This is a genomic window from Chloroflexota bacterium, from assembly GCA_023475225.1.
GTDB lineage: Bacteria > Chloroflexota > UBA6077 > FW602-bin22 > JAMCVK01 > JAMCVK01.
The window spans coordinates 14,689-36,604 of sequence record JAMCVK010000045.1 but is presented as its reverse complement, the minus strand read 5'-3'; the positions used below and the strand labels follow the sequence as shown (position 1 = coordinate 36,604).

20 protein-coding genes and 1 tRNA gene are annotated in these 21,916 nt (G+C 49.8%); 11 read left to right on the top strand and 10 right to left on the bottom strand.

Features of this window, described 5'->3' with window-relative positions; all coding sequences use genetic code 11:
- Positions 1-3: 3 nt before the first annotated feature.
- Positions 4-717, bottom strand: coding sequence for a tRNA (adenosine(37)-N6)-threonylcarbamoyltransferase complex dimerization subunit type 1 TsaB (tsaB, locus tag M1136_11600; protein ID MCL5076267.1), 714 nt, complete (start codon positions 715-717; stop codon positions 4-6).
- The gene (gene tsaE, locus M1136_11595) at positions 701-1,348 is read right to left on the bottom strand and encodes a tRNA (adenosine(37)-N6)-threonylcarbamoyltransferase complex ATPase subunit type 1 TsaE (protein MCL5076266.1); all 648 of its coding nucleotides are present in this window, start codon (positions 1,346-1,348) and stop codon (positions 701-703) included. The genes tsaB and tsaE overlap by 17 nt, the downstream gene beginning before the upstream one ends.
- A 686-nt stretch (positions 1,349-2,034) precedes the next feature.
- Here tsaE and M1136_11590 point away from each other — a divergent pair.
- The gene (locus tag M1136_11590) at positions 2,035-2,247 is read left to right on the top strand and encodes a hypothetical protein (GenBank protein ID MCL5076265.1); all 213 of its coding nucleotides are present in this window, start codon (positions 2,035-2,037) and stop codon (positions 2,245-2,247) included.
- Between the two features lie 828 nt (positions 2,248-3,075).
- Here M1136_11590 and M1136_11585 read toward each other — a convergent pair.
- From M1136_11585 to M1136_11570, 4 genes are all read right to left on the bottom strand, one after another.
- Positions 3,076-3,762 (bottom strand): DNA methylase, encoded by a 687-nt coding sequence (locus M1136_11585; protein ID MCL5076264.1) that lies wholly within the window; start codon positions 3,760-3,762, stop codon positions 3,076-3,078.
- A gap of 41 nt (positions 3,763-3,803) precedes the next feature.
- Entirely contained in the window at positions 3,804-4,490 is a 687-nt protein-coding gene (locus M1136_11580) for a BsaWI family type II restriction enzyme (protein MCL5076263.1), read from the bottom strand.
- A 5-nt stretch (positions 4,491-4,495) separates the two neighbouring features.
- Positions 4,496-5,833, bottom strand: a complete 1,338-nt coding sequence (locus M1136_11575; GenBank protein MCL5076262.1) for a site-specific DNA-methyltransferase — start codon at positions 5,831-5,833, stop codon at positions 4,496-4,498.
- Positions 5,834-5,937: 104 nt separating this feature from the next.
- The gene (locus tag M1136_11570) at positions 5,938-6,579 is read right to left on the bottom strand and encodes a hypothetical protein (GenBank protein ID MCL5076261.1); all 642 of its coding nucleotides are present in this window, start codon (positions 6,577-6,579) and stop codon (positions 5,938-5,940) included.
- A gap of 239 nt (positions 6,580-6,818) precedes the next feature.
- Here M1136_11570 and M1136_11565 point away from each other — a divergent pair, with 239 nt between their 5' ends.
- From M1136_11565 to M1136_11545, 5 genes are all read left to right on the top strand, one after another.
- Complete coding sequence (locus tag M1136_11565; GenBank protein MCL5076260.1) at positions 6,819-7,754, top strand: ABC transporter ATP-binding protein; 936 nt, start codon at positions 6,819-6,821, stop codon at positions 7,752-7,754.
- A complete protein-coding gene (locus tag M1136_11560) occupies positions 7,751-8,461 on the top strand; it encodes an ABC transporter permease (GenBank protein MCL5076259.1) in 711 nt (236 codons plus the stop codon). The genes M1136_11565 and M1136_11560 overlap by 4 nt, the downstream gene beginning before the upstream one ends.
- A 1-nt stretch (position 8,462) precedes the next feature.
- Positions 8,463-10,031: a GldG family protein gene (locus M1136_11555; protein MCL5076258.1), complete on the top strand. Its 1,569-nt coding sequence runs from the start codon at positions 8,463-8,465 to the stop codon at positions 10,029-10,031.
- A gap of 3 nt (positions 10,032-10,034) precedes the next feature.
- A complete protein-coding gene (locus M1136_11550) occupies positions 10,035-10,613 on the top strand; it encodes a DUF4340 domain-containing protein (GenBank protein ID MCL5076257.1) in 579 nt (192 codons plus the stop codon).
- A gap of 83 nt (positions 10,614-10,696) precedes the next feature.
- Positions 10,697-11,338, top strand: coding sequence for an MBL fold metallo-hydrolase (locus M1136_11545; protein MCL5076256.1), 642 nt, complete (start codon positions 10,697-10,699; stop codon positions 11,336-11,338).
- A 31-nt stretch (positions 11,339-11,369) separates the two neighbouring features.
- Here M1136_11545 and M1136_11540 read toward each other — a convergent pair whose 3' ends face one another.
- From M1136_11540 to M1136_11530, 3 genes are all read right to left on the bottom strand, one after another.
- Positions 11,370-12,578, bottom strand: a complete 1,209-nt coding sequence (locus M1136_11540; protein ID MCL5076255.1) for a M23 family metallopeptidase — start codon at positions 12,576-12,578, stop codon at positions 11,370-11,372.
- 8 nt (positions 12,579-12,586) lie between these two features.
- Positions 12,587-13,837: a transcription termination factor Rho gene (gene rho, locus M1136_11535; GenBank protein ID MCL5076254.1), complete on the bottom strand. Its 1,251-nt coding sequence runs from the start codon at positions 13,835-13,837 to the stop codon at positions 12,587-12,589.
- A 243-nt stretch (positions 13,838-14,080) separates the two neighbouring features.
- Positions 14,081-15,724 carry a CTP synthase gene (locus M1136_11530; protein MCL5076253.1) on the bottom strand — a complete coding sequence of 548 codons (1,644 nt, stop codon included), beginning with the start codon at positions 15,722-15,724 and terminating at the stop codon, positions 14,081-14,083.
- A gap of 224 nt (positions 15,725-15,948) precedes the next feature.
- On the opposite strand from M1136_11530, the gene M1136_11525 reads away from it, so the two are divergent.
- The 5 genes from M1136_11525 (at position 15,949) to ftsH (ending at position 20,837) form a co-directional block, all read left to right on the top strand.
- Positions 15,949-16,581, top strand: a complete 633-nt coding sequence (locus M1136_11525) for a mechanosensitive ion channel family protein (GenBank protein ID MCL5076252.1) — start codon at positions 15,949-15,951, stop codon at positions 16,579-16,581.
- A 9-nt stretch (positions 16,582-16,590) separates the two neighbouring features.
- Positions 16,591-16,665: transfer RNA gene (locus M1136_11520), tRNA-Met, on the top strand.
- A 218-nt stretch (positions 16,666-16,883) separates the two neighbouring features.
- Positions 16,884-18,341, top strand: a complete 1,458-nt coding sequence (gene tilS, locus M1136_11515) for a tRNA lysidine(34) synthetase TilS (protein ID MCL5076251.1) — start codon at positions 16,884-16,886, stop codon at positions 18,339-18,341.
- A 9-nt stretch (positions 18,342-18,350) separates the two neighbouring features.
- On the top strand, positions 18,351-18,905 hold the full coding sequence (gene hpt / locus M1136_11510; protein ID MCL5076250.1) for a hypoxanthine phosphoribosyltransferase: 555 nt from the start codon (positions 18,351-18,353) through the stop codon (positions 18,903-18,905).
- Positions 18,906-18,980: 75 nt separating this feature from the next.
- On the top strand, positions 18,981-20,837 hold the full coding sequence (gene ftsH, locus M1136_11505; protein ID MCL5076249.1) for an ATP-dependent zinc metalloprotease FtsH: 1,857 nt from the start codon (positions 18,981-18,983) through the stop codon (positions 20,835-20,837).
- Between the two features lie 77 nt (positions 20,838-20,914).
- Here ftsH and M1136_11500 read toward each other — a convergent pair whose 3' ends face one another.
- Positions 20,915-21,907, bottom strand: coding sequence for a CehA/McbA family metallohydrolase (locus tag M1136_11500; protein ID MCL5076248.1), 993 nt, complete (start codon positions 21,905-21,907; stop codon positions 20,915-20,917).
- Positions 21,908-21,916 lie beyond the last annotated feature (9 nt).

Here is a 21,916-nt window from a genome sequence, read left to right as displayed (position 1 = left end):
GGTCTAACCCCTGGATTTCTCCACCGTGTCCCTGTCCATCACTGGACCCTTTGGCCGTGTCACTGCTGGCTGCCGCAAGTAAAGGGGCTCAAGGGTGGCAGGATCGTCTATCTGGTTGTCCTGTATGCGTTTCCAACCCAATTCGGCCAGGTAGCCGGCTCGTCTTAATAAGGCGGCGGCCCTTGGGATGATAGCTAGTGTCCCTAAACGTGCTTTTATCTCCCCAATCAATTGGAGAGAAATCTCTCCACAAATGAGGGTGGGCCGCTGAGTCCGCTGGTAGACGGTTGAGAGGATGGTGAGCTCTGGTTTCTCAACCTGTTTCCAGTCATTCCCTTCTGCCTTGTATAAGGCCGTGTAGACCTCTCCTCTTCCGGCCTCCAGGAGTGGGCGTATCAGCAAGCCGGGCTGGGCATATTGATAAGCGGTACTCTCCAGGGTGCTCACACCAACAATAGGGATGGACAGAGCGAAGGCCAGTCCCTTCGCTGTGCTTAAGCCGGCCCGAAGTCCAGTAAAGCTGCCGGGACCGATGGCCACGGCTAAGCCCGATAATTGCAGCGAAGCCGATCCATCTTGAGTGAGCATCTGCTGCACTTGGGGTAAAAGCCGCCTGGTGCAGCTCTGGTCTACCCACCAGGTACATTCAGCACGGACCCCATCGTGATATAGGGCTATACTGGCCAGGCGTGTCGAGGTGTCAATGGCGAGCAGCATGGTCGCGCTCCTTACTGAGGGTATCTTTCAGTTGCTCTAGCAGGTCAATATATCGCTGACCTTGGGCGCACATGTTTATCTCTCTGGTGTGATCGTCTACTAACGTAAGTTCGATGTGGAGGGCCTCTGCGGGGAAAACATCGCTGGCGTGGTTAGCCCATTCGACCACAGATACGCCGTTTCCAGAGAGATATTCTTCTAAGCCAAAACCAATCGCCTCATCTTCATCAGTGATACGGTAGAGGTCGATATGGTAAAGCGGAATGCCCTGTCTTCTGTCGTCAGGCTGATACTCGTTAGCCAGCACAAAGCTAGGACTTGTAACCGGTTCTCTAATCTTCATTCCCCTGGCTATTCCTTGGATCAAGCACGTCTTGCCTGCGCCGAACTTACCTTTCAAAAGAACAATGTCGCCAGCGCGAAGGAGCCTTCCTAGCCAATAACCAACACGCCTTGTTTGATTAGGACTATTACTAAGAAGAGAAACGTTCATCGTTCTTTCCATAAGCAAATTATACAATCCAAGGATAAAGTAAACAATGTTCAGCAGCCTTAATGTTCGCTCCTCAGCCTGCCTCTGACCTTTTAGGTGTGAGTGATGGACGACCTTCGTCAAGGGGGAACAGACCATGCTTGAGACCTCTCTCACTCAGGCCTATCTGGCACAGGCTGGAGGTAAGGTAATGTAGTGCGGCATCGATAGTGGAACAAGGTCCATCCTGCTGGACGAGGAACAGGGAAGATTTGCCTCCGTCTATCTAATGTTCTCAGGATTTGCGAAGTCTACAGGCACTTGGATGAGCGAAGCGAGCCTAAGAGCCCACGTTAGATGTACTCTGCACTGTATAATGTCCCAGCTAGCGTCTATCTACGCCCTCTCATCTCTGACAGTTCCTCTTGTATCATTTCTAACGGTGGCGTAAAGAAATCGAATACCTCATACAAAGGCTTTGTAAGAGCCGTAATGATCTCCGGCAGGGTTGCACTAATATTGTTAGCCGAGATGAGTATCTTCGAAGTAACGGAGTTTTGCCTTGACTGATGAACAGGATCCAGAAATCTTCGCGAGTTTGCCCAAGGTACGAGGGTGCGACTAGAGAGACCCTCCCATGTGACGCGAAAGATTATCGATGCCGACTGGTCTGGTAGCATGACGGTGGCCAAACGCTCTGCGTGCAGCAAGCATTCTCCGACTCGCCATACTGGGAGAGTGAGATCGAATCTAGTTCCTGGCTCAAACTGATCGGGCACACAGTCCTCTTGATATCCTCGCAAAAGGAACATCATCCCTTTAGGAGAAGCGCGCCAGAAGTCAGAATGAGCGGCGTCGTTGAAGCGGGTATTCACCAGCCAACATTCTATAAGGCCATTGTAAGGATATGGCCCGATCTCATCTCTGGTAGGAACCCACCAAGGTGGCCAACCTGTCTCATGGCCTTGGACCACGGTCAAAATGTCCAAGAAGTCTTCGAGCGTTGGCGGCTGGAAATCGCCTATGATCGAGTAGGCTACTGTCCAGATCCCATTTGAAAAGCGAGACGGTCTCTCCTCTGAAAGCTTTTCAGCTACTAGCGACTCCCACCGAGCTCTCGATTCCTGAATCCAACGTTCAAGTCCTCTTCGCGCCTCTTCTTCAGGCCCAGGAGCACGAGAGACTTCGCCAAATCCGAACAGGAGGTCTCTGATACCCTCGAGAAGGTGCTCTCTATTTGCCCTGACACAACGGCTGATTAGATCATCCCACTCCTGCCCCGACTGTGGAGGCTCGCTTACAGGTCCAGGACGTCTAATATAGTAGTTGTTTTGGCGGACATGGCTTTGGTTGGGACCGTCTCGCTTAGCACGAATTGGAACCCTGTGACCCCCTGGTACTACTATTATCGGAAAGTCGCATCCACTCTCCGGATGAGATACATGGTATACATCACAATGAAAGGATGGTTCAGCATAACGCTTGACAATACCGTTAATGCAATCCTGCCTATAGCTGTTTAAGTTATACGGCCTCAGCTCAGCTGGAACCCATCTTCCCTCTACCTCAGTGAAGCCTATAAGAATGTAACCACCTCCAGAATTGGCAAGCGCCAAGATAGCCTGGGCAAGATTGGCTTTATCGTCGTCGAGTGAGAGATCAAGCCAGCCCTTCAGCTCTGTATTCAAATCTTCGCGGGGGTAAGTAAGGAGATCTTGAAGTCGCCTTTCAATGTTATTCGATGGCTGTCCTTGTTCCGCCATTCTATCTAGCCTATCCTAGGCAAAGTACGCCTAGAGGAATCGGCGTAAAAAGAAGTTTTGCATAAGCAGAATTTGGATGAAGCAAAGCGTGCCCCTTACACCATCTTGGGCGATGAGGCAGTCTCATTTATTCACCTTCTGCATTATTATCAGATACTTAAATCCCCTTAGGTAAAAATTGTATTTTCTTGCCCTTTCATGCCAAACAGGTGTATTGGATGTTTGGTTATGCCTCGACACACAGATGATATCTATAGGTTTAAAGTAGTTCTCAAGGATGGAGTAAAGTTTAAAACCTACTGGTACAAATTTCTTCTTTTTTGCTTGATCTCCAATAAGCCATGCCATATATTTCCATGGTTTCAGAATACGGTAGATTTCTTTCGCAACTCCTTCTAATTCCTCAAAAAATCTAGGATCTTCGCAAGATATGTTGCCAATATTATCCGAATGATCATTGTACTTTATGTTATCTGAATAAGGAGAATCAATAAAAACAAAATCTGCAATTTCGTTATCTAAGAACAAATTTCTGGCATCGGCTTGTTTTATATCGTTTCTATACGGCACAATATCAAAACCTATGCATCTTCGATTTTCTTCCTCACAAACATCAATAGTCGTGCCGCTGCCACACATCAGGTCGATTACTAAGTCTCCTTCCTTCGTATATCTTTGAATAAGATTCCAGATAACAAATGCGGGGGTCACACCAGGATACCTATTGTCGCCGTGAGGTCTATCTCCATAATTTTGGGTTGGGAAGTCCCATAATGTGGTTGTTTCAAATTTGGGCTGTTTCTTACTCATCTTTTATCCTACTTATCCCAATCATAGTAGTTTGTTTTTTATCACCCCCCGTTTTTCAATAACCCCTTTAAGTCTTCTATAAAATGCTCGAACAATTTGACCTTACCACTTTCCTCAATCGCCTCTTCGGTCAAAACATAACTGCCATCAAGGTCCACTTCTACGATTGCCCTGCCCTTTTTAGCCGGACTCTTGTAAGTTAATGTCCCATCCTCGTCAGGTGTGACAAAATAAACTTTAATGTGTTTCGTCGCTTCATCTTGGAAAAGTTTGAGCTTCCAATAACCTGTTTGAGCGATCCTCTCTCTTAGGGTAACTTTGCTTGAGATAGCTGCCAAGACCTTGCAATTTTGAGAATTGTAAATGATGATATCAACGTCTGGTAAATGCAATCCAAATTCTCCATAATCAATAGCTATATTCCTTTTCACCTGGCTTAATTCCCTGGAAAGGTTTGTAGTTCTTTCCAATCTATTGCCATTAACAACTTTCAATCCAAGCTGCTCAACTTCATCAGTAATAACATATTGAACTAACTTTTCCAGATTTTTCCCTTTAAAAGCGCGCCAACTTTGTTCATGATCTCCCCTAGGAGTGGGATCTCTTAACCAGTCTTGTCTGTGGATTTCCTTAGCCTCTTCGAGCAATTCTGAGATATGCTTGTATGCTCCTGCTCCTAGCTGCTCTTTCTTCCTTAGATATAATCTTTTTAAATCTTCAAATGTCATAACCCTCATTCCTTAAAGCCGATTACAATGTATTCCAGAGGATAGGCTTCTGAATTTGCCTCCCTGGTATTGGCAAATCTGCCTGTCTTCTCATCCCTCTTCTGTGGAAGTATTTTTGAAGGAATTTCCCTCTTTATTATCCTATCAAGTTTAAATCCAGAGTGCTGCAAATCCTCAGCGAAAACTTCAGCATTGAGTACATCAACACCTTTTAGCCTCGTATCACCTATCACATAGCAACATCTGCCACCGTGCTTTAAGGTTCGGAAGCTCTCATCAAATACTTCCTCCATATCAATAAAAAACGCTTCGATCTCCTTTGCCATTTTCATACTTCTTTCAGACATCTTATGAACTATGTCTATAGCAATTTTACTTCTCAATCTCTTATTCTCGTACTTTTTGTACGATGTTCCGATAAACTCTTTTTTATACTCTGTTAAATCGTCCGCCAAATCAAGCCAAATCGTTGATAATTGATGCAAGTCTGCATATTCGTAACTGGTAACATAAGGACTTGAAGTTACGATTAAATCAACACTATCGTCAGGCGCAGGCTGTCTTCTAGCATCATCGATCCTGATGTTTAAATACTTATTGAGATCCTCTCGCACTTTCATGGGGACAACATTATAAAAAGCATTATTCCCCCTCTGCATCTTGTTTAAATGTTTTCGTAAGGCATCGTAAGGCTTTATTGGAGCTTTATTTAAGTCTCTCGTTGGTTTCGTGCTGCCTTGGAGCCATATAGAACAGCTCTTCAAAATATGACTAAAGGCCACAAGGAAAAAATCCCTGATGATTTCATCATCTTCGCTATGAATCACTCTTAAGATCTTCCCAAGTTCGTCTCTAGATTCTTCAGCAAACCAGTAAGTAATCCTATCGATATGTTCCTGGGGAATTAAAGGTTCGATCCTTTCATCAAACAGCGATTTTTGGGGCTGGTCCAAAAATTTCAGCTTCGATAAGAACTGCTTTATTCTTTTATCAAGATACTCTGGATTTATGGGCGTTGATTTTACTTTTGTTATCAAATAGGCTACTTTATTAATATCTGTTCCGCTCGCTTTAAAACCTCTTGAGATTGCAGTAACTACAGTAGTTCCACAACCCATAAAGGGGTCATTCACGTGGGCTTCTTCACTTAAAATATACTCGTCAATCAATCTCTCAACTAACTGTGGGATGAACTTGGCAGGGTAACGGTGGTAATCGTGTGTCCACTTACCAGTATCCGACGGTTTGTATCCTTCAAAAGACCATTCTTTATCGACTTGTTTTGCATCGAATAATCTAATTATCTCATCCGGTGGTATTATCTGTTGTTGCACTATACCCATATCATCATCCTTATGCTATGGTAATAGCCGTTCACCTAACATTTTCAGTATAAGCGAAGCGCCACAAGCACTTACGTGAACGAAATTGATCTGCAAGGCCCATGTTATCGGCCGTTGCTCATTCGCCTGTCCCCAGCTCTCGATGTGAATGAGAACCTAGTTGGGATACCTGGCCATGGAGCTCCCACTAATTCCACACGAATTGGGTATCCCCGATAGGACGCTTTATTGCGCATGTTAAAATCAGGCTTGAGCTTAAAAATCAACGCTGCTTCTACATCTCTTATGATTCTCTCCTGCTCATCCTCAGGGAAGGTCCAAAGCGGCTCTGGGTCTGGTGGAAGTGTACCCTGAGTGTAATCAGCCTGGATATCACCGTATCGAATGAAGATATGGGTGCCTGGGGACTCCTGAAGTGTTTTAACTAGCTTAGCGTTCACTTCGTGAGGTTTCAATCGATCATGAGCTGATTGTCGGAAGGTGCTTTCTATATACACCAAATGTGGGATTTCTCCATCGAAAATCTCGATGAAGTAGAGGCAACGAGCACTAGGTGGAGGGTTCTCTCGGATGAACTGAGAAAATACATCTTCATCCTCTGGGTTCGGTATATTAGCGAGGTAACAATTCATCCTCCACGAGATGTCTCGAAGCGGAGTCTCAGGTTGCCATTCATCATAGGAGGAGGACAAGGCGTTGGATATAGTTACTATTGCTAAGAGCATCTTTCTTAATCCCATAGACATAATTAGCACCCAGTGTATGTCTTTAAGTATATATTGCCATCGTTAGAAGTCAATGCCCGCCAGTACCGCGCTCACTGAGCTTGACGCTGCCCAACGTCGGTGCTATATATTCTACTTATGACCATTTTGGCGATTCGACAATATAGGTTGAGAGACCAGAAGCACATCGATAGGTTCTAAATCTATCGCTGTGCCTTTCGATCTGGCGCATAGGAAAATCTGTTTATGGAGGGGGCAGGATGATAAGTGTTGAGAATCTGACTAAATACTATGGGAACACGCTGGCTATCGCCGACGTGACTTTTGAGGTTAGACTGGGGGAAATTCTCGGTTTCCTGGGACCAAACGGTGCAGGTAAAACTACCACCATGCGCATTCTGGGTGGTTTTCTCCCCGCAACCAGTGGCACGGCAAAGGTAGCCGGCTATGATGTGTTCACACAGTCTCTTGATGTTCGAAAACGAATCGGCTATCTGCCTGAGACGGTACCGCTCTACCCAGAGATGACCGTCTATGCCTATCTGGATTTCATGGCCAAACTTAAGGGGCTTAACTCCAAGCAAAGACGTCGCCGAATCAGTGAGGTGATGGAGCAAGTCCACATCGGGGAGGTCAGCAATACGACGATCGCTAAGCTTTCTAAGGGTTATCGTCAACGTGTTGGTTTAGCTCAAGCCCTTGTTCACGATCCAGCGGTATTAATCTTGGATGAGCCGACGGTAGGGCTTGACCCAAGGCAAATTATTGAGACGCGTCAGCTGATTAAGGGGCTGGCTGGAGAACGTACAGTTATCCTGAGCACGCATATCCTCCCAGAGGTCAGTATGACCTGTAACCGCGTGGTTATCATTAACGATGGCCGGGTGGTGGCTGTTGATACACCGGAGAATCTAACGCAACGCTTGAGGGGTTCGGAACATGTCGCGCTTGAAGTGCGCGGTCCATCTGCGGAAGTTAATCGAGCCCTCCAGGCGCTACCCGGAGTCTTACGGGTAGAGAGCGAAGGTGAGCAGCGCTATGTGGTTGAATGTTCCGTAGATTCCCATGTAGTGGAACAGATAGCGGCGACAATCGTCGGAAATGGCTGGGGATTGCGCCAGCTACAACCATTGGGTATGAGCCTTGAGGAGATATTCCTCAGGTTAACGACTACAGAAGAGGTGACGGTTCAATGAGAAACATTTTGGCTCTGACGGAAAAGGAGATAAAGACATATTTCGTTTCGCCAGTGGCTTACGTTGTGATGGCTGCCTTCCTTGTGGTAACAGGATTTTTCTTTGCGGCGATCATCTCTGCGCTACGCGAAGCTAGTATGCGTTATCTCTTTTATAACATGAGTATTATCCTGCTGCTTCTCTCTCCGATCATAACGATGCGCTTGCTGGCGGAGGAGCAACGATCTGGCACCATTGAGTTACTGCTGACTAACCCTGTACGGGATGCAGAGGTGGTTCTGGGCAAGTTTCTGGCCAGTCTTGCCCTTTTCATCTTGATGCTGGTCCCCACGGCGCTCTACTCCTTATTGCTTTTCACTTACGGCGATCCCGATGGGGGTCCCATAATAACCGGCTATATCGGACTGTTGCTCATCGGCGCTGCCTTCCTCTCCTTCGGGCTGCTGGCCTCGTCATTGACTCAGAATCAAATTATCGCCGCTGTCATATCCTTTGGTGGTTTATTGGTCTTCTGGTTCATAGATGCACTTTCAGGGATTCTGGGGCAGACTCTATCTGGTGTGCTGGATTATCTCTCGTTGGCTCAACATTTCTACGATTTCCCGAAAGGTGTCATTGAGAGCCAGCACATCGTCTTTTATGTTAGTTTCATTATAGCTTGCCTCTTTTTGACGACCAGATCGCTAGAAACGAGGAGGTGGAGGTAGGATGCGGAATCAGGGAACGGCTTTGTCGAAAAGATTACCGGCCCTGTTGGGCCTGGTTGGAGTGGGGTGTCTGCTCATTGCTGGGGGGCTTTATCTGGTTACGGCAGAATTCGATCGTAAGATATGGTCACTGTTGATCGTCGGCCTTGGGCTCTTAGCCATCTCTGGACTTGAATCGTGGGAAGCAATCCTTAAGGCTGGCCGAGGAAGAACGGCCCGCTACGGCTCGAACACGGTAGTAATGAGCATCGCCTTCGTGGGCATTCTGGCCCTTCTCAATATCCTTGCAGCCAAACACGTGTGGAACCTGGATCTCACTGCCAATAAACAATATACCTTGTCCCCGCAGACTATACAGATACTGAAGCGAATTAAGGAGCCGCTACAGGTTACGGCCTTTTACTCCCAGCAGCAGTCAGATAGACAGGCTATGCAGGATTTGCTGAAGGAGTACCAGGCTCATTCGGATAAGATACAGGTGCGATTTGTTGACCCAGACCGTCAGCCAACCCTGGCTCGACAATACCAGATAGCGAGTTATGGTACAACCGTGTTCGAATACAATGGCAGAAAGCAGAAGGTGATGGGCAGCGACGAACAGGATGTGACCAGTGCCATCCTTAGGGTCATTAGTAACGAATCAAAGAAAGTGTACTTTCTTACTGGTCACGGCGAAATGAGTATTGATAGCTCTGACCGCAGAGGTGGGAGCGCAGCCAGGAGAGCACTTGAGGCGGACAACTATCAAGTATCTTCTCTTGCCCTGGCTACAAGTGGTAAGGTACCGGATGATACCAGCGTCTTAATCATTGCGGCCCCTCAAAAGCCATTCCTTGAGCAGGAGAAGAGTGCCCTTAAAGACTATCTGAAGCGCGGAGGGAGGTCCCTTATCCTGAATGAGCCTGGCACGGTACCAGATGCAGCCCAGCTTCTGCAAGACTGGGGGGTTGACATTGGGACCGGTCTGGTAGTAGATGAAGGCAGCCCATTGCTCAATGATGTCTTGACTCCGCTCATTACGCACTATCGCTGGAGCGAGATTACCAAAGATTTGCCTATGACTATCTTTCCTACAGTAACCTCAGTCACGCCAAGAAAGGAGCTGCCTAAGGGCGTTACAGTATCGACCATCGCTGAGACCACGGACAAGAGCTGGCTGGAGAAGGATACCAAGGTGGCCCACTACGATGAGGGCATAGACACGAAAGGCCCTATCTCTATTGCGGTTACGGTGGAGACTGAAAAACAGGCTGGCGGGACGACGGGAAATGAAAAGGCTGCCACGGAGAAAACAGCCAATCACCCCCAAACAAGAATGGTGGTTGTCGGAGATGTTGACTTTGCCACCAATGCCTTCCTGGACAGTGTGGGAAACCGTGACTTCTTCCTTAACTCGGTCGACTGGCTGGCTCAATCGGAGGACCTTATCGGCATTCGAGCTAAGCCACCCCAGGACCGCCGCCTCTTCCTGACAGGCACGGAAATGAACCTTATCTTTTACTCCAGTGTCATTTTCCTGCCTCTGGCTGTTCTCCTGGCAGGAGGAGCAGTATGGTGGACGAGGAGGTAGGTGGTGAGCTTCAAAACTACGGCTATCTTACTCGTTATTCTCCTCGTTCTGGGAGGTTTTGTTTACTGGTTGGAGTACAGACCAGGCCGCCCGCAGGAGAAGGCGCAGCTATCTGTCTTCAACTTTAAGGTTGAGGATGTGAACTCCATCGAGGTGGAGCATAATGGCCGGTCAACGGTGGTCACTAAGAAGGAAGATCGCTGGCAAATGCTCAAGCCTGAGCAGGTAGAAGCTGATAAGTGGCGTGTAGAGGGGGTATTGACCAGGCTTGGTTCCCTGACAGCGACGAGGGTCCTCGATAATCCCGGACAGGATCTGGCAACCTACGGATTGTCTAACCCTCAAGCGGAGGCGAAAGTCACCTTGACAGGGGCAAAACGAGAGATATTATTCATCGGCGACAAGAATCCGGAGGGCACCGCCTACTATGCCAATCTTCCAGCTGGAGATAAGGTTTACCTTATCCCCAGTCAAATCGCTGATGATCTAATAAAGATGGTGGATCAGCCCCCGAAGGGCACACCTACGCCGACACCAGCCCCAACGTCTGCTCCTTCTCCGACGGCGACGCCACCTTCATAAATGGACGTGTAGATGACAGTCCTTGGCCTTGTATTCAAGGTAGCGCATAGTGCTCACTATAGAGAGCATTTAGGGGGGATAAAATGGAGATCATTTGGCTGGGCCATTCGTGTTTCCGCTTGAAATCCCGCGATGCGGTATTGCTGATCGATCCTTATGATAAGAGCATCGGCTATAACCTGGGAAAGCCAACTGCGGATATCGTAGCCGTAACTCACCAGCATCCAGGGCATGCCCATACAGTGGCCATTGCCGGGAATCCAAAGATCATCAGTGGGCCGGGAGAGTATGAGGTCAAAGGGGTAGTGATCACTGGCATCAGGACATTTCACGACGATGAGAATGGGCAGAGGTTAGGCAAAAATACAGCTTACCTAGTCGAGATGGATGACCTTGTTATCTGTCATCTGGGCGACTTAGGGCACGTGTTGACGGCGGAGCAGGTAGAAGCGCTGAGCGATGTGAACATCTTGCTGGTTCCAGTGGGAGGGTTCAACACGATTAACGCTTCTCAGGCGGTGGAAATAATAAACTTGGTCGAGCCAAAGATCGCTATCCCCATGCATTATAAGACAGAGGCGGCCAAGGTGGATTTGGATCCACTGGATCGCTTCACCCATGAGATTGGGCTTAAGCACTATGAGCCGCAGCCGAAACTGGTGGTAAACAAGGGTTCGTTGCCGGAGGAGCTCGAGATCACAGTTCTAGAATATCGGAAACTTTGATATCCTGAAGTTGGAGTAAATCACGGTTGGTTCAAGGGAGGAACGTCAACGGATTGCGCAGCGTGCCCCCCAAAGTGATCTCGAAGTGTAGATGTGGGCCAGTGCTACGGCCTGTGCTCCCCATCCAGCCAATCACGGCCCCTCGCTCCACCCATTGTCCATAATCAACGTTGAATCCAGAAAGATGAGCATATAGGGTCGTGAAACCGTTCCCGTGATCGATCACGATATGCCAGCCATAATCGTAGGACTGCTTGCGGACAGCGATGACACGCCCATTGTCGGCGGCGTAGATCGGTGTACCGCTGCGATTGGCAATATCTAGGCCATGATGTCCCCTTTCGCCGAAATAGGTGGTAATCGAGCCGTGTGTGGGCCAGATAAATCTCCCTAGCGCCCGTTGTGGTTTAGCTGCGCTGCTCAACTCGCCTTTGTTCCTGGCGACCGGGATGGGCCTGGCTGGTAGCTTGCCTCCGGGGATGACCAGTAGCTGACCAAGTCTAAGGATATAAGGAGATTCTAGACTATTCGCCTCGATGATGACCTTTGGCTCAACCTGATACTTCTGGGCTATCTCAACCACTGTGTTGCCTTCCCGAACCCTATGCAGCATGCCGGCCACAGGAGGAATAACGAGCTCGCGGCCGATGGCGAGGTGATCAGGGTCATCTTCAAGGTCGTTGGCCCAGATGATAGATTCTGCTGTGACGGCGAACCTGGCCGCGATGCTGGTGACCGTATCACCGGCGGCAACTTTATACTGGATCGGTTTGAGTGGTGTCTTGGATTCTGAGGCAGATGACACGGTGCTGAGGGTGGAGGCAAATGTTTCCGCTGTTCCATCATTTTGGCCTGCGTCAGCTCGATCCACCTCGGTGGTGCGGATTCCGAAGAAGGAGCCTATCGTTGCTGGAAGGGCTGGTTTGATCAAGGACTCGTTTAAGCGAGAGATATGACTTTCGATGTATGAGGCGCCTCCAAAGGAGGCTGCTCTATCCCGGCGAGCTGTTTGCCAGCTGGTCGCAGCGGAAAGGGCGACCAAAAGCGTTAACAATATGGTAATCACATGGGCAACATAACGGGCGAGCGTTCTTGTGTCGATAATGCTCCCCATCCAAGGGCCCAAAGATGGTGAACATTGTAGGATTAGCGCTCCCTCTGATGCCTCTACCCCATCGAGAAGCTGTAGGATTGTTTCCCAGCGCTTGCTTAAGGAGGGGTCTGAGAGTCGCTCGAGCACTGATTCTCCTAGACGATGTCTTTAGTCAAGGTCGCTAGGAATTCCTTGTTATTAGCTGTCTTACTCATGCGCGTGAGAAGCAGTTCGATACCCTCGGTGCCGCCGATAGCCGCCACCATACGTCGCATAGTCCAGGCCTGTCGTAGGGTTGTCTCATCCAGCAGCAGCTCTTCACGGCGAGTTCCGGAACGGGTTATATCAATAGATGGAAAGATGCGCTTCTCGGCTAGCTTTCGGTCGAGGACAAGCTCCATATTACCAGTTCCTTTGAACTCCTCATAGATAACTTCATCCATACGGGAGCCGGTGTCTATCAGACAAGTGGCCATAACAGTGAGGCTGCCTCCCTCCTCAAGATTTCGGGCGGCGCCGAAGAAGCGTTTAGGTGGGTAGAGGGCAGCTGGATCTATGCCCCCGGATAGGGTACGTCCACTTTGGGGGATAGTGAGGTTATAGGCGCGCGAAAGGCGGGTAATACTATCCAGGAGAATGACCACATCACGGCCGCTTTCCACCAGGCGCTTTGCTCGATCTAAAGCCATCTCGGCAACTATGCTATGGTCCTCAACCGGTTCATCGAAGGTGGAACTGATCACCTCAGCTTTGACAGAGCGCTTCATATCGGTGACCTCTTCTGGACGCTCACCGATAAGCACAACCATCAGGTGGACGTCGTTATAGTTAGCGGTGATGCCGTTGGCGATATGCTTAAGAACAGTAGTCTTACCAGCCTTTGGTGGGGAGACGATTAGTCCTCGCTGTCCCCGCCCTATGGGGGCTACCAGATTAATGAGGCGTTGGGTCAGATTATTCGCGGTTGTTTCCAGATTGAACATCTCGCGGGGGAAGATGGGTGTTAGGGAATCGAAGTGGGGACGATGTTTGGCTATCTCCGGATCGAGTCCGTTGACGGCTTCGACGCGCAGGAGGCTATAAAACTTCTCGCTCTCCTTTGGCGGGCGTACCTGCCCGGTGATCATATCTCCGGTGCGAAGCCCGAATCGGCGTATCTGTGATTGAGACACGTATACGTCAGACGATCCGGGCAAAAGGCGATCATGGCGCAGGAACCCATAGCCATCGTCCATGATCTGCAATACACCTTCACCGAATAGATAACCCTGCTGTTCAGTTTTAGCCTGGAGCAAACGGAAAACTAGTTCCTGCTTCCTTAGTCCACTGTAGCCGGAGATGCCCAGATCCTTAGCTATATCCTGCAACTCATCACGCGTTTTTGATTCAAGTTCAGCGATGTTCATTTGACCTTCCATTCAAAATATATTCCGAATGGCCCAAAACAACCTCAATAGTTTGCTTCTACGCAGCCCATACGCCTCATTTGGGATACCTGGTAATCGGGTTTCTTGCAAATAACAAAAGAAGGATTCAACACACTACTCTATATCAGAGTTGCTTTTAACTGTGGGGTTGTTACACGAGGAGAATATAATATTTTGGCGTCTCACCTTCAATTGGGATTATATCATGCTTGTCAAGGACTGTCAAATTAATGCCTGTTCGAGCGGTAGTGGTTGTTGGTCACCCTCACGCAAGGTTTGCATCGCCGCGCCGATGAAATCACGGAACAAGGGATGTGGTCTATTGGGTCGTGACTTAAACTCAGGATGAAATTGTGTGCCGACCATCCAGGGGTGATCGGCGATCTCTGCGATCTCAACGAGGCGTTCATCCGGCGAGACACCGCTGACGACTAAACCCGCCGCGACGAGGATATCGCGGTACTCATTATTGAATTCATAGCGGTGCCGGTGCCGCTCTTGGACCAATGGCTGATCATAGGCAGCCGCCGCCTTCGTGCCCGGGATAAGCCGGCACGGATAGGCACCCAGCCGCATTGTTCCTCCTTTCATAGACATAGCGCGTTGCTCTGGCAGGAGATCGATGACTGGACAGGGGGTATTAGGATCAAATTCGGTGCTGTTGGGCGCATCCGATCGAAAAACCTCACGGGCCAAATCGATGACCATTACCTGCATACCCAGGCAAAGACCGAGATATGGTATCTTCATGCGCCGCGCGTATCTGGCGGCACGGATCTTGCCCTCGATGCCACGGTAGCCAAAACCCCCCGGGATGACGATGCCGTTCACGCAAGAAAGCCTGTCCTCATTACCCTCATGGAGGAGCGAGTCTGAATCGATTAAATCGATAACAATAGCGCGGTCATAGTATATGCCTGCGTGGTGCAGTGCTTCTCTGACCGAGAGATAAGCATCGGCCAACTCGACGTATTTTCCAACCAGACCGATGCGTAGCTCCGGTTTGGGTTGTTTGATCTTATTGACCATGATCTGCCATTCGTCCAACTGAGGCTCACCAGCCGGCAGTTGGAGGTGTTCGACGACGAAATTACCGAGATTCGCATTTTCCAGGATGAGCGGTACCTCATAAACGGTCTCGACTGTAGGTAGGGGAATCACGGCTCGCCTTTCTACGTCGCAGAAGAGGGCGATCTTATCTTTGAGATCATCGCTCATCGGGTGATCTGATCGACAAACGATAACATCTGGCTGGATACCAATGCGGCGCAGCTCATTGACGCTGTGCTGGGTGGGCTTGGTCTTTAACTCACCAGTGGCGCCGATATAAGGGAGCCAGGTGGTATGGATGTACAGCACGTTATCGCTCCCAAGCTCCCGGTGCATCTGGCGAATAGCTTCAAGGAAGGGCAGTCCCTCAATGTCGCCAACCACGCCACCTATTTCAGCGATGACTAGCTGTGCACCGGTCTGTTTGGCTACTTTGGCGATGCGCTGTTTGATTTCGTTGGTGATATGCGGAATGACCTGGATGGTGCCGCCGAGGAAGTCTCCACGCCTTTCTCGGTTGATGATGGAGGAATACACCTGGCCAGTGGTCACGTTGGAGGCTTTGGAGAGATTCTCGTCGATGAAACGCTCGTAATGTCCAAGATCCAGGTCGGTCTCTGCCCCATCTTCGGTGACGAAGCACTCGCCGTGTTGATAGGGGTTCATCGTGCCGGGGTCTACGTTGAGGTAGGGGTCAACCTTGACGACGGCTACCGATAATCCACGGCTCTTCATCAACCTACCTAAAGAGGCGACGGTGACCCCTTTCCCTACCCCAGAGACTACACCGCCCGTGACGAAAACGTATTTAGCCATTTGGCTTCCTCCTAATTGATGGGTATAGGATCAAGGTCGCCATATTTTGCATCTGATCGCCTGCTGAAGGATATGGTCGATTGCTGTATTTATCCTCCCAAACCGTAGATCATCGCCCTTATTTAACAGCAATATTTTACCAGATTCTGGGTATATTTTTAAGTATATTTCTCTTTCGCGATGTTGTCTAACTCAGTGTTATAATAGATGAGGAGGTGAGGCAGATGGCTGAGCTATGGAAGGCCAACCCACAACATTGGCTGACGAACTGGGAGCTAACCTTCGAAACGACTATCGGCCCGCTAATTTTACCGTTGATTCAAAGTATAGTGGTGCTCAGCATCACCTGGTTGCTGGCCAGCTGGGTGCGAAGCGTTGTGCGTAAGAGTCTCGGAGGCACACGCGCCGATCTCAACGTCGTTATCCTTATTTCTCGTATCGCCTATTTAACCGTCATCTTGCTGGGAACCGTCTGGGTACTCGGTATCCTCGGGGTAAGTTGGACAACCTTGCTGACCTTCTTAGGGGTAATCAGCTTAGCTATCAGCCTGGCGGCACAGGACATCTTGAAGAATATATTCGCGGGTCTCTATTTACTCATAGAGCGTCCCTTCCGTATCGGTGAACAGATTACGGTAAGGGATTTCAGCGGCCTGGTTGAGGATGTGAGGTTACGAACAACTGTCTTGCGCACCCCAGATGATCAACAAGTTATCATTCCTAATGCCACAATATTTATGGAAGTACTGGTGAACAAGGGCACTTATAGTGCCCAGGCCAGCAAGGCTGGGGCATCTGGGACAGCAAAGGGGGAAAGTCGTGCTATAGTTGACGGTCGAGAAGGCAATATTGTATAATAGAGGCGACGCGGGGTGGAGCAGTGGAAGCTCGTCGGGCTCATAACCCGAAGGTCGTTGGTTCGAGTCCAACCCCCGCTACCAGTCGAAATCGAGGGGCACGGATTAAGATCCGTGCCCTTCTGTGTTTGCTACGCAAACTTCTTTTAGCCATGCATTTTGTGTAGAATCATATCAGGATAACTTGGATACTGAAAGGGTTTTCACACAGTTTGATGTCAGGGAGAGGTTAGAGCAAGGCTAGCGGCGAAGGTTGCTAAATAGCAAGAAGAGCTGAGAAAAGGGACAGGGATTACGATAGAATGTTAGTGGAGAAGATGCGAACAGCCATCACCAAGTACCAGATGTTTCGAAGTGGTGATCTGGTAGTCGTCGGCGTGTCCGGTGGACCAGATTCCGTGGTCCTGCTGCATGCCCTCACCTCCATCTCCCGCCAGGATGATATTGCTTTGCACGTGGCCCACTTGAACCATATGTTACGCGGTGAGCAGGCTGCTCATGAAGCTGAATATGTTGAGCTTCTGGCGAAGAGTCTGGGTTGGCCGGTGACTATAGCGAAGAGAGACGTGCCGGCGCTGCGTCGCCAAAGACGAACATCCCTCGAAGAGGCGGCCAGAATAGCCCGCTACACATTCTTTGCCGAGCTGGTCAAGAACTTGGGGGCTCGTTGTGTAGCCATTGGGCATACGGCTGATGACCAGGTAGAAACGGTTATGATGCACTGGTTGCGAGGTAGCGGACTGGCTGGCTTGCGCGGCATGTTGCCAGTCAATACCTATCGGTTAAAGACAATGGATGGGACACAAACGCTGGGATTGCGTGTTGTGCGCCCAATGCTCGAAGTGACGAGGTTTGAAGTGGAGGACTACTGTCAAAAGAATTGGCTTCAACCGTGTCTGGACAGTTCTAACCTAGATCTGAGCTTCCGGCGCAACCGTATCCGCCACGAGGTCATCCCCTATTTGGAGACATTGAATCCTCGCCTGCGGGAAGGGATCATCCGTATGGCTCGCCTGGTGGCTGATGATTACGCCTATATTCAGGAGAAGGTCTCTGATGTTTGGAACAGCGTGGTTCGTGAGGGAGCGGAGGGCCTCTATTTCGATTTATCCACCTGGCTAACGTTATCGTCGGCGCTGCGACGCCACCTGCTAAAGCGGGCTGTAGCCCAACTGCGAGGTGATCTTTGCGAACTATCCGCCGCTAATATCGAAAAAGCGCTGGAGCTCATTTCAGAGGGACGGGCGGGTAGCAAACTCTCTTGGCCACATGGCCTCAATCTGTTAAAATTATATAAATCCTTCTTGCTTTGTCTAAGTCCCCCTGAGTGCTCTCTGTGGCCACAGGACACGGAACCGATCGTTATTCCCGGAGAAACGAGGATAGGCGGCACCAATTGGCAGGTGAGTACACGGCTGTCGAAGGAGAGATGCAGCGATGCCAGTGATGATCCTTGGCATGCCGATCTTGACTACGATGCTGTCGGCTATCCGCTAACTGTGCGGAGAAGGGAGGTGGGAGATCGCTTTCAACCGCTGGGTATGCAGCAAGAGAAGAAGCTACAGGATTTCTTCGTCGATGCCAAGATTCCACGCTATAAACGTGATGCAGTTCCTATTCTTGTTTCTCCTAAGGGAATCCTCTGGGTGGTGGGGCTTCGCATAGATGAGCGGGTCAAGGTTACTGAACAGACACGCAATGTGCTCTGTATAAGATTTGCTGAACGACAGGATGAAATTAAGCCAGCGCTGGCTGAATGAGGAGGTGCTATGACCAGTATAGCAAACGATGTCGATCGAATACTTATCTCCCCGGAAGAGCTACAGGCGAAGATTCGGGAACTGGGCAAGCAGATCACGCATGATTATCAGGGAAAGAATCTGATGTTAGTGGGGATCTTAAAGGGGGCCGTGATGTTTATGGCTGACTTGATTCGAGCGATCGACTTGCCCCTGGAGATCGATTTCATGGCCATTTCAAGCTATGGAGCCAGCACGGAATCGAGTGGCGTTGTTCGTATCTTAAAGGATCTTGATACAAGCCTGGAGGATAAAGACGTTCTCATCGTTGAGGACATCGTCGATACAGGGCTAACACTCAGATATATCAGGGAGAATTTGTGGTCTCGTAATCCGGCCAGTTTGCGTGTCTGTACCCTCTTGAACAAACAGAAAGCCCGCAAGGCTGATGTTCAGCTGGATTATGTCGGCTTCGAGATTCCGGATCATTTTGTGATCGGCTACGGTCTCGATTTTGTCGAGAATTACCGTAATCTGCCGTTTGTAGGAATCCTGAAAGCGGAGCTGTACGCCGCCAAGGTTTGATTTTAGAGATGGTTCTGCTATAATGGATATAGAATAAAAATAATTGGTGATAAGTTTAGAGGAATTTGACGGTCTATGGACAGCAAGTGGTTGAGAAATAGTTTTGTATATTTACTGATTTTAGTGGCCCTGATGGCGCTCTTCTTTTCGGCCTTCCCACCGAACGGGGGGAAAGAGGCTCAGACGATGATGGTCAGCGACCTTGTGCAAGAGGTGCGCAGTGGGCAGGTCAAGAAGGTCATCGTTGAAGGCGATAACGTCACGGTTGAGCGTACTGATGGCAGCAAGGCCACTTTACGTAAGGAATCTAACGTCACCGTATATGAATTGCTGCGGGAGGCTGGCGTACCCCAGGATCAGCTTCAGAAGATTCAATATGAGGTTAAGAAGCCGGCTGAATTCGGAAATTGGTTGGGGTTGTTGGCTCAGCTCCTTCCGTTCATTCTTTTGGCAGGCTTTTTCCTCTTTATGATGCGTCAGGCGCAGGGCACGAATAACCAGGCCCTTTCTTTTGGCAAAAGTCGGGCGCGCATGTTTATGGGTAATAAACCAACGGTTACTTTTCTTGATGTAGCGGGTGTGGAGGAGGCAAAACAAGAGCTACAAGAGGTAGTAGAGTTCCTGAAATATCCGGAGAAGTTCGCCGCTCTGGGGGCGCGTATTCCGAAGGGTGTATTGTTGGTTGGTCCTCCTGGCACAGGCAAGACGTTGCTGGGACGAGCGGTGGCTGGCGAAGCGGGTGTACCATTCTTCAACATTAGTGGCTCTGAGTTTGTGGAGATGTTCGTGGGTGTCGGTGCCTCACGGGTGCGCGATCTATTTGATCAAGCTAAGCGGAACGCGCCTTGCATTGTCTTCGTAGATGAGATCGATGCGGTAGGCCGACAACGTGGGGCTGGATTAGGCGGTAGCCATGATGAACGTGAACAAACGTTAAATCAGATTCTGGTGGAGATGGATGGCTTCGATACTAATACCAATGTGATCGTTATTGCGGCCACAAACCGGCCGGACATCTTAGACCCGGCCTTGTTGCGACCGGGTCGCTTTGATCGTCAGGTTGTTCTGGATCGCCCGGACCTGGCTGGGCGAAAAGGGATTCTCGAAGTACATGCTAAGGGTAAACCGCTGGACAAAAACGTGAGTCTGGAAGTTCTGGCTAAGCAGACACCTGGATTCTCTGGCGCTGACCTTATGAACCTGGTCAATGAGGCGGCTATTCTCGCTGCTCGTCGCAACAAGTGTTCAATCAGCATGGCCGAATTTGAAGAGGCTATTGATCGGGTTATCGCCGGCCCGGAGCGTAAGAGCAGGATTATCAGCGAGAAAGAGAAGACGATCACCGCCTATCACGAAGCGGGGCACGCCCTTGTGGCCATGATGCTCCCAAATACGGATCCGGTGCATAAAGTATCCATCATCGCCCGGGGTGTGGTGGGTGGTTATACACGCCTGCTGCCGAAAGAGGATCGCTATTTCTGGACGAAGTCGCAATTTGAGGCTACGCTAGCCGTATTGCTGGCGGGACACGTGGCTGAGGAGCTAGTCTTTGGCGAGATGACTACGGGTCCGGAGAACGATATTGAACGGGCAACTGGTATCGCCCGTAAGATGGTCACCGAATATGGGATGAGCAAGAGGCTGGGCCCAGTTACGCTAGGGCATAAAGATGAGTTGATCTTCCTGGGACGTGAGATCGGTGAGCAGAAGAACTACAGTGAAAGGGTCGCTGAGCTTATCGACGAGGAGATACAAACGCTCATCAAGCAGGCCTACAACGAGGCTAAAGAGATCCTGACCAGGGAGAGGGACCGCTTGACCCGACTAGCAGAGAAACTGGTTAAGGAAGAGACGCTCGAGGGTCCGGATCTGGAAGAGATATTTGCTGCACCAGCAGCGGAGACTAAGCCCAGTTTGGTGGCAGCTTCTTAGAGTCTAGGATAAGGCAGACGATCGGTCGCATACGATAGTTAATTCAGCCCACCGGCACGTGCCGGCGGGCTGAACTTTCAGGGTTCGGTTTGCACTTCGATATACACGGGATTGGTCAGCGCGCTCATGTTGATCTCGTGCCTTATATCGCTCCCCCGAAGATGGAATAGCTCAAGACGTAGATTAGTATTCTCCTCCACCTCCCAGGTCAGTTCGTGGATAAAATCCTGTCCGCTGATGGGGATAAAGGCAATGGTGTGACCATTGGCTACGAGTCGCATAGTTTTGCCTTGTCCATCAAGCACGTATGCCTTTATGTGCAGCCTCGCCTTCCCGGCTAGGTGTAAGGTCTTGCCAAGGGAGACGGTAGAAGCGGGGTGCCCCTCTTGACTCACAGTTAAGAATACTTGGGGTCCATCTGCATTCTCGGAAATGAAAACACTTCCCTGCTTGATTCCTTCTAGGATCGCCCCAAGCGATGCCTCCCCGCTGCACTGGACCCAGGTTGTCGGTGTGCCGAGGTCATAAGGTGCTGCGACTGTTGTGGGGGGAAGTCGATGAAGATCGCTACCCCCAACGGCCGTTATCCGTCCACCTGCATTGAGGATTTTCTGCCAGCGGTGCAGCGACTCGTGATTCCAGCGGAACCAAGGGGCTTGCCAGACCTCGAAACAATCGTAGCCCTTGACCTCTTTGTACTCCCAATCAGGCCCAAGATGTTTGGGGTGGCACACAGACACAAGGGCGCTATAGGAATGGGCATGCTTGATAATTGCGTTCATCTCTGTATCTGAGCGCGCTCGGAAGTCTATCCACTCTCTTGTCCCCCAGACGTTACAGTGGCCATAGTAGGTACTTACCTCTTGTCCAGGAATCAGTATAATCGGGCTATCGACTTGCTCAGGTAAGCTTAGAATCTGGCTAACAGTGTTGTGGTCAGTGATGGAGAGAAAATGAAGTCCCCTGCTTATGGCTTGGGCGATCAACTCAGCGGGCGTGTTGACCCCATCGCTGTGCTGGCTATGACAATGCAGGTCGCCCTTATACCACTGCCCCTCTTTCAGATGCATCTTTTGTGC

Excerpts from the sequence above, each read along its gene's own strand:
- tsaE (MCL5076266.1), bottom strand. The coding sequence starts at position 1,348 with ATGGTCTGTTCCCCCTTGACGAAGGTCGTCCATCACTCACACCTAAAA.
- tsaB (MCL5076267.1), bottom strand. The coding sequence starts at position 717 with ATGCTGCTCGCCATTGACACCTCGACACGCCTGGCCAGTATAGCCCTA.
- hpt (MCL5076250.1), top strand. The coding sequence starts at position 18,351 with ATGACCAGTATAGCAAACGATGTCGATCGAATACTTATCTCCCCGGAA.
- M1136_11530 (MCL5076253.1), bottom strand. The coding sequence starts at position 15,724 with ATGGCTAAATACGTTTTCGTCACGGGCGGTGTAGTCTCTGGGGTAGGG.
- rho (MCL5076254.1), bottom strand. The coding sequence starts at position 13,837 with ATGAACATCGCTGAACTTGAATCAAAAACGCGTGATGAGTTGCAGGAT.
- M1136_11545 (MCL5076256.1), top strand. The coding sequence starts at position 10,697 with ATGGAGATCATTTGGCTGGGCCATTCGTGTTTCCGCTTGAAATCCCGC.
- M1136_11525 (MCL5076252.1), top strand. The coding sequence starts at position 15,949 with ATGGCTGAGCTATGGAAGGCCAACCCACAACATTGGCTGACGAACTGG.
- M1136_11575 (MCL5076262.1), bottom strand. The coding sequence starts at position 5,833 with ATGGGTATAGTGCAACAACAGATAATACCACCGGATGAGATAATTAGA.
- M1136_11590 (MCL5076265.1), top strand. The coding sequence starts at position 2,035 with ATGAGCGGCGTCGTTGAAGCGGGTATTCACCAGCCAACATTCTATAAG.
- M1136_11555 (MCL5076258.1), top strand. The coding sequence starts at position 8,463 with ATGCGGAATCAGGGAACGGCTTTGTCGAAAAGATTACCGGCCCTGTTG.
- tilS (MCL5076251.1), top strand. The coding sequence starts at position 16,884 with ATGTTAGTGGAGAAGATGCGAACAGCCATCACCAAGTACCAGATGTTT.
- M1136_11565 (MCL5076260.1), top strand. The coding sequence starts at position 6,819 with ATGATAAGTGTTGAGAATCTGACTAAATACTATGGGAACACGCTGGCT.
- M1136_11500 (MCL5076248.1), bottom strand. The coding sequence starts at position 21,907 with ATGCATCTGAAAGAGGGGCAGTGGTATAAGGGCGACCTGCATTGTCAT.
- M1136_11570 (MCL5076261.1), bottom strand. The coding sequence starts at position 6,579 with ATGTCTATGGGATTAAGAAAGATGCTCTTAGCAATAGTAACTATATCC.
- M1136_11585 (MCL5076264.1), bottom strand. The coding sequence starts at position 3,762 with ATGAGTAAGAAACAGCCCAAATTTGAAACAACCACATTATGGGACTTC.
- M1136_11580 (MCL5076263.1), bottom strand. The coding sequence starts at position 4,490 with ATGACATTTGAAGATTTAAAAAGATTATATCTAAGGAAGAAAGAGCAG.
- ftsH (MCL5076249.1), top strand. The coding sequence starts at position 18,981 with ATGGACAGCAAGTGGTTGAGAAATAGTTTTGTATATTTACTGATTTTA.
- M1136_11560 (MCL5076259.1), top strand. The coding sequence starts at position 7,751 with ATGAGAAACATTTTGGCTCTGACGGAAAAGGAGATAAAGACATATTTC.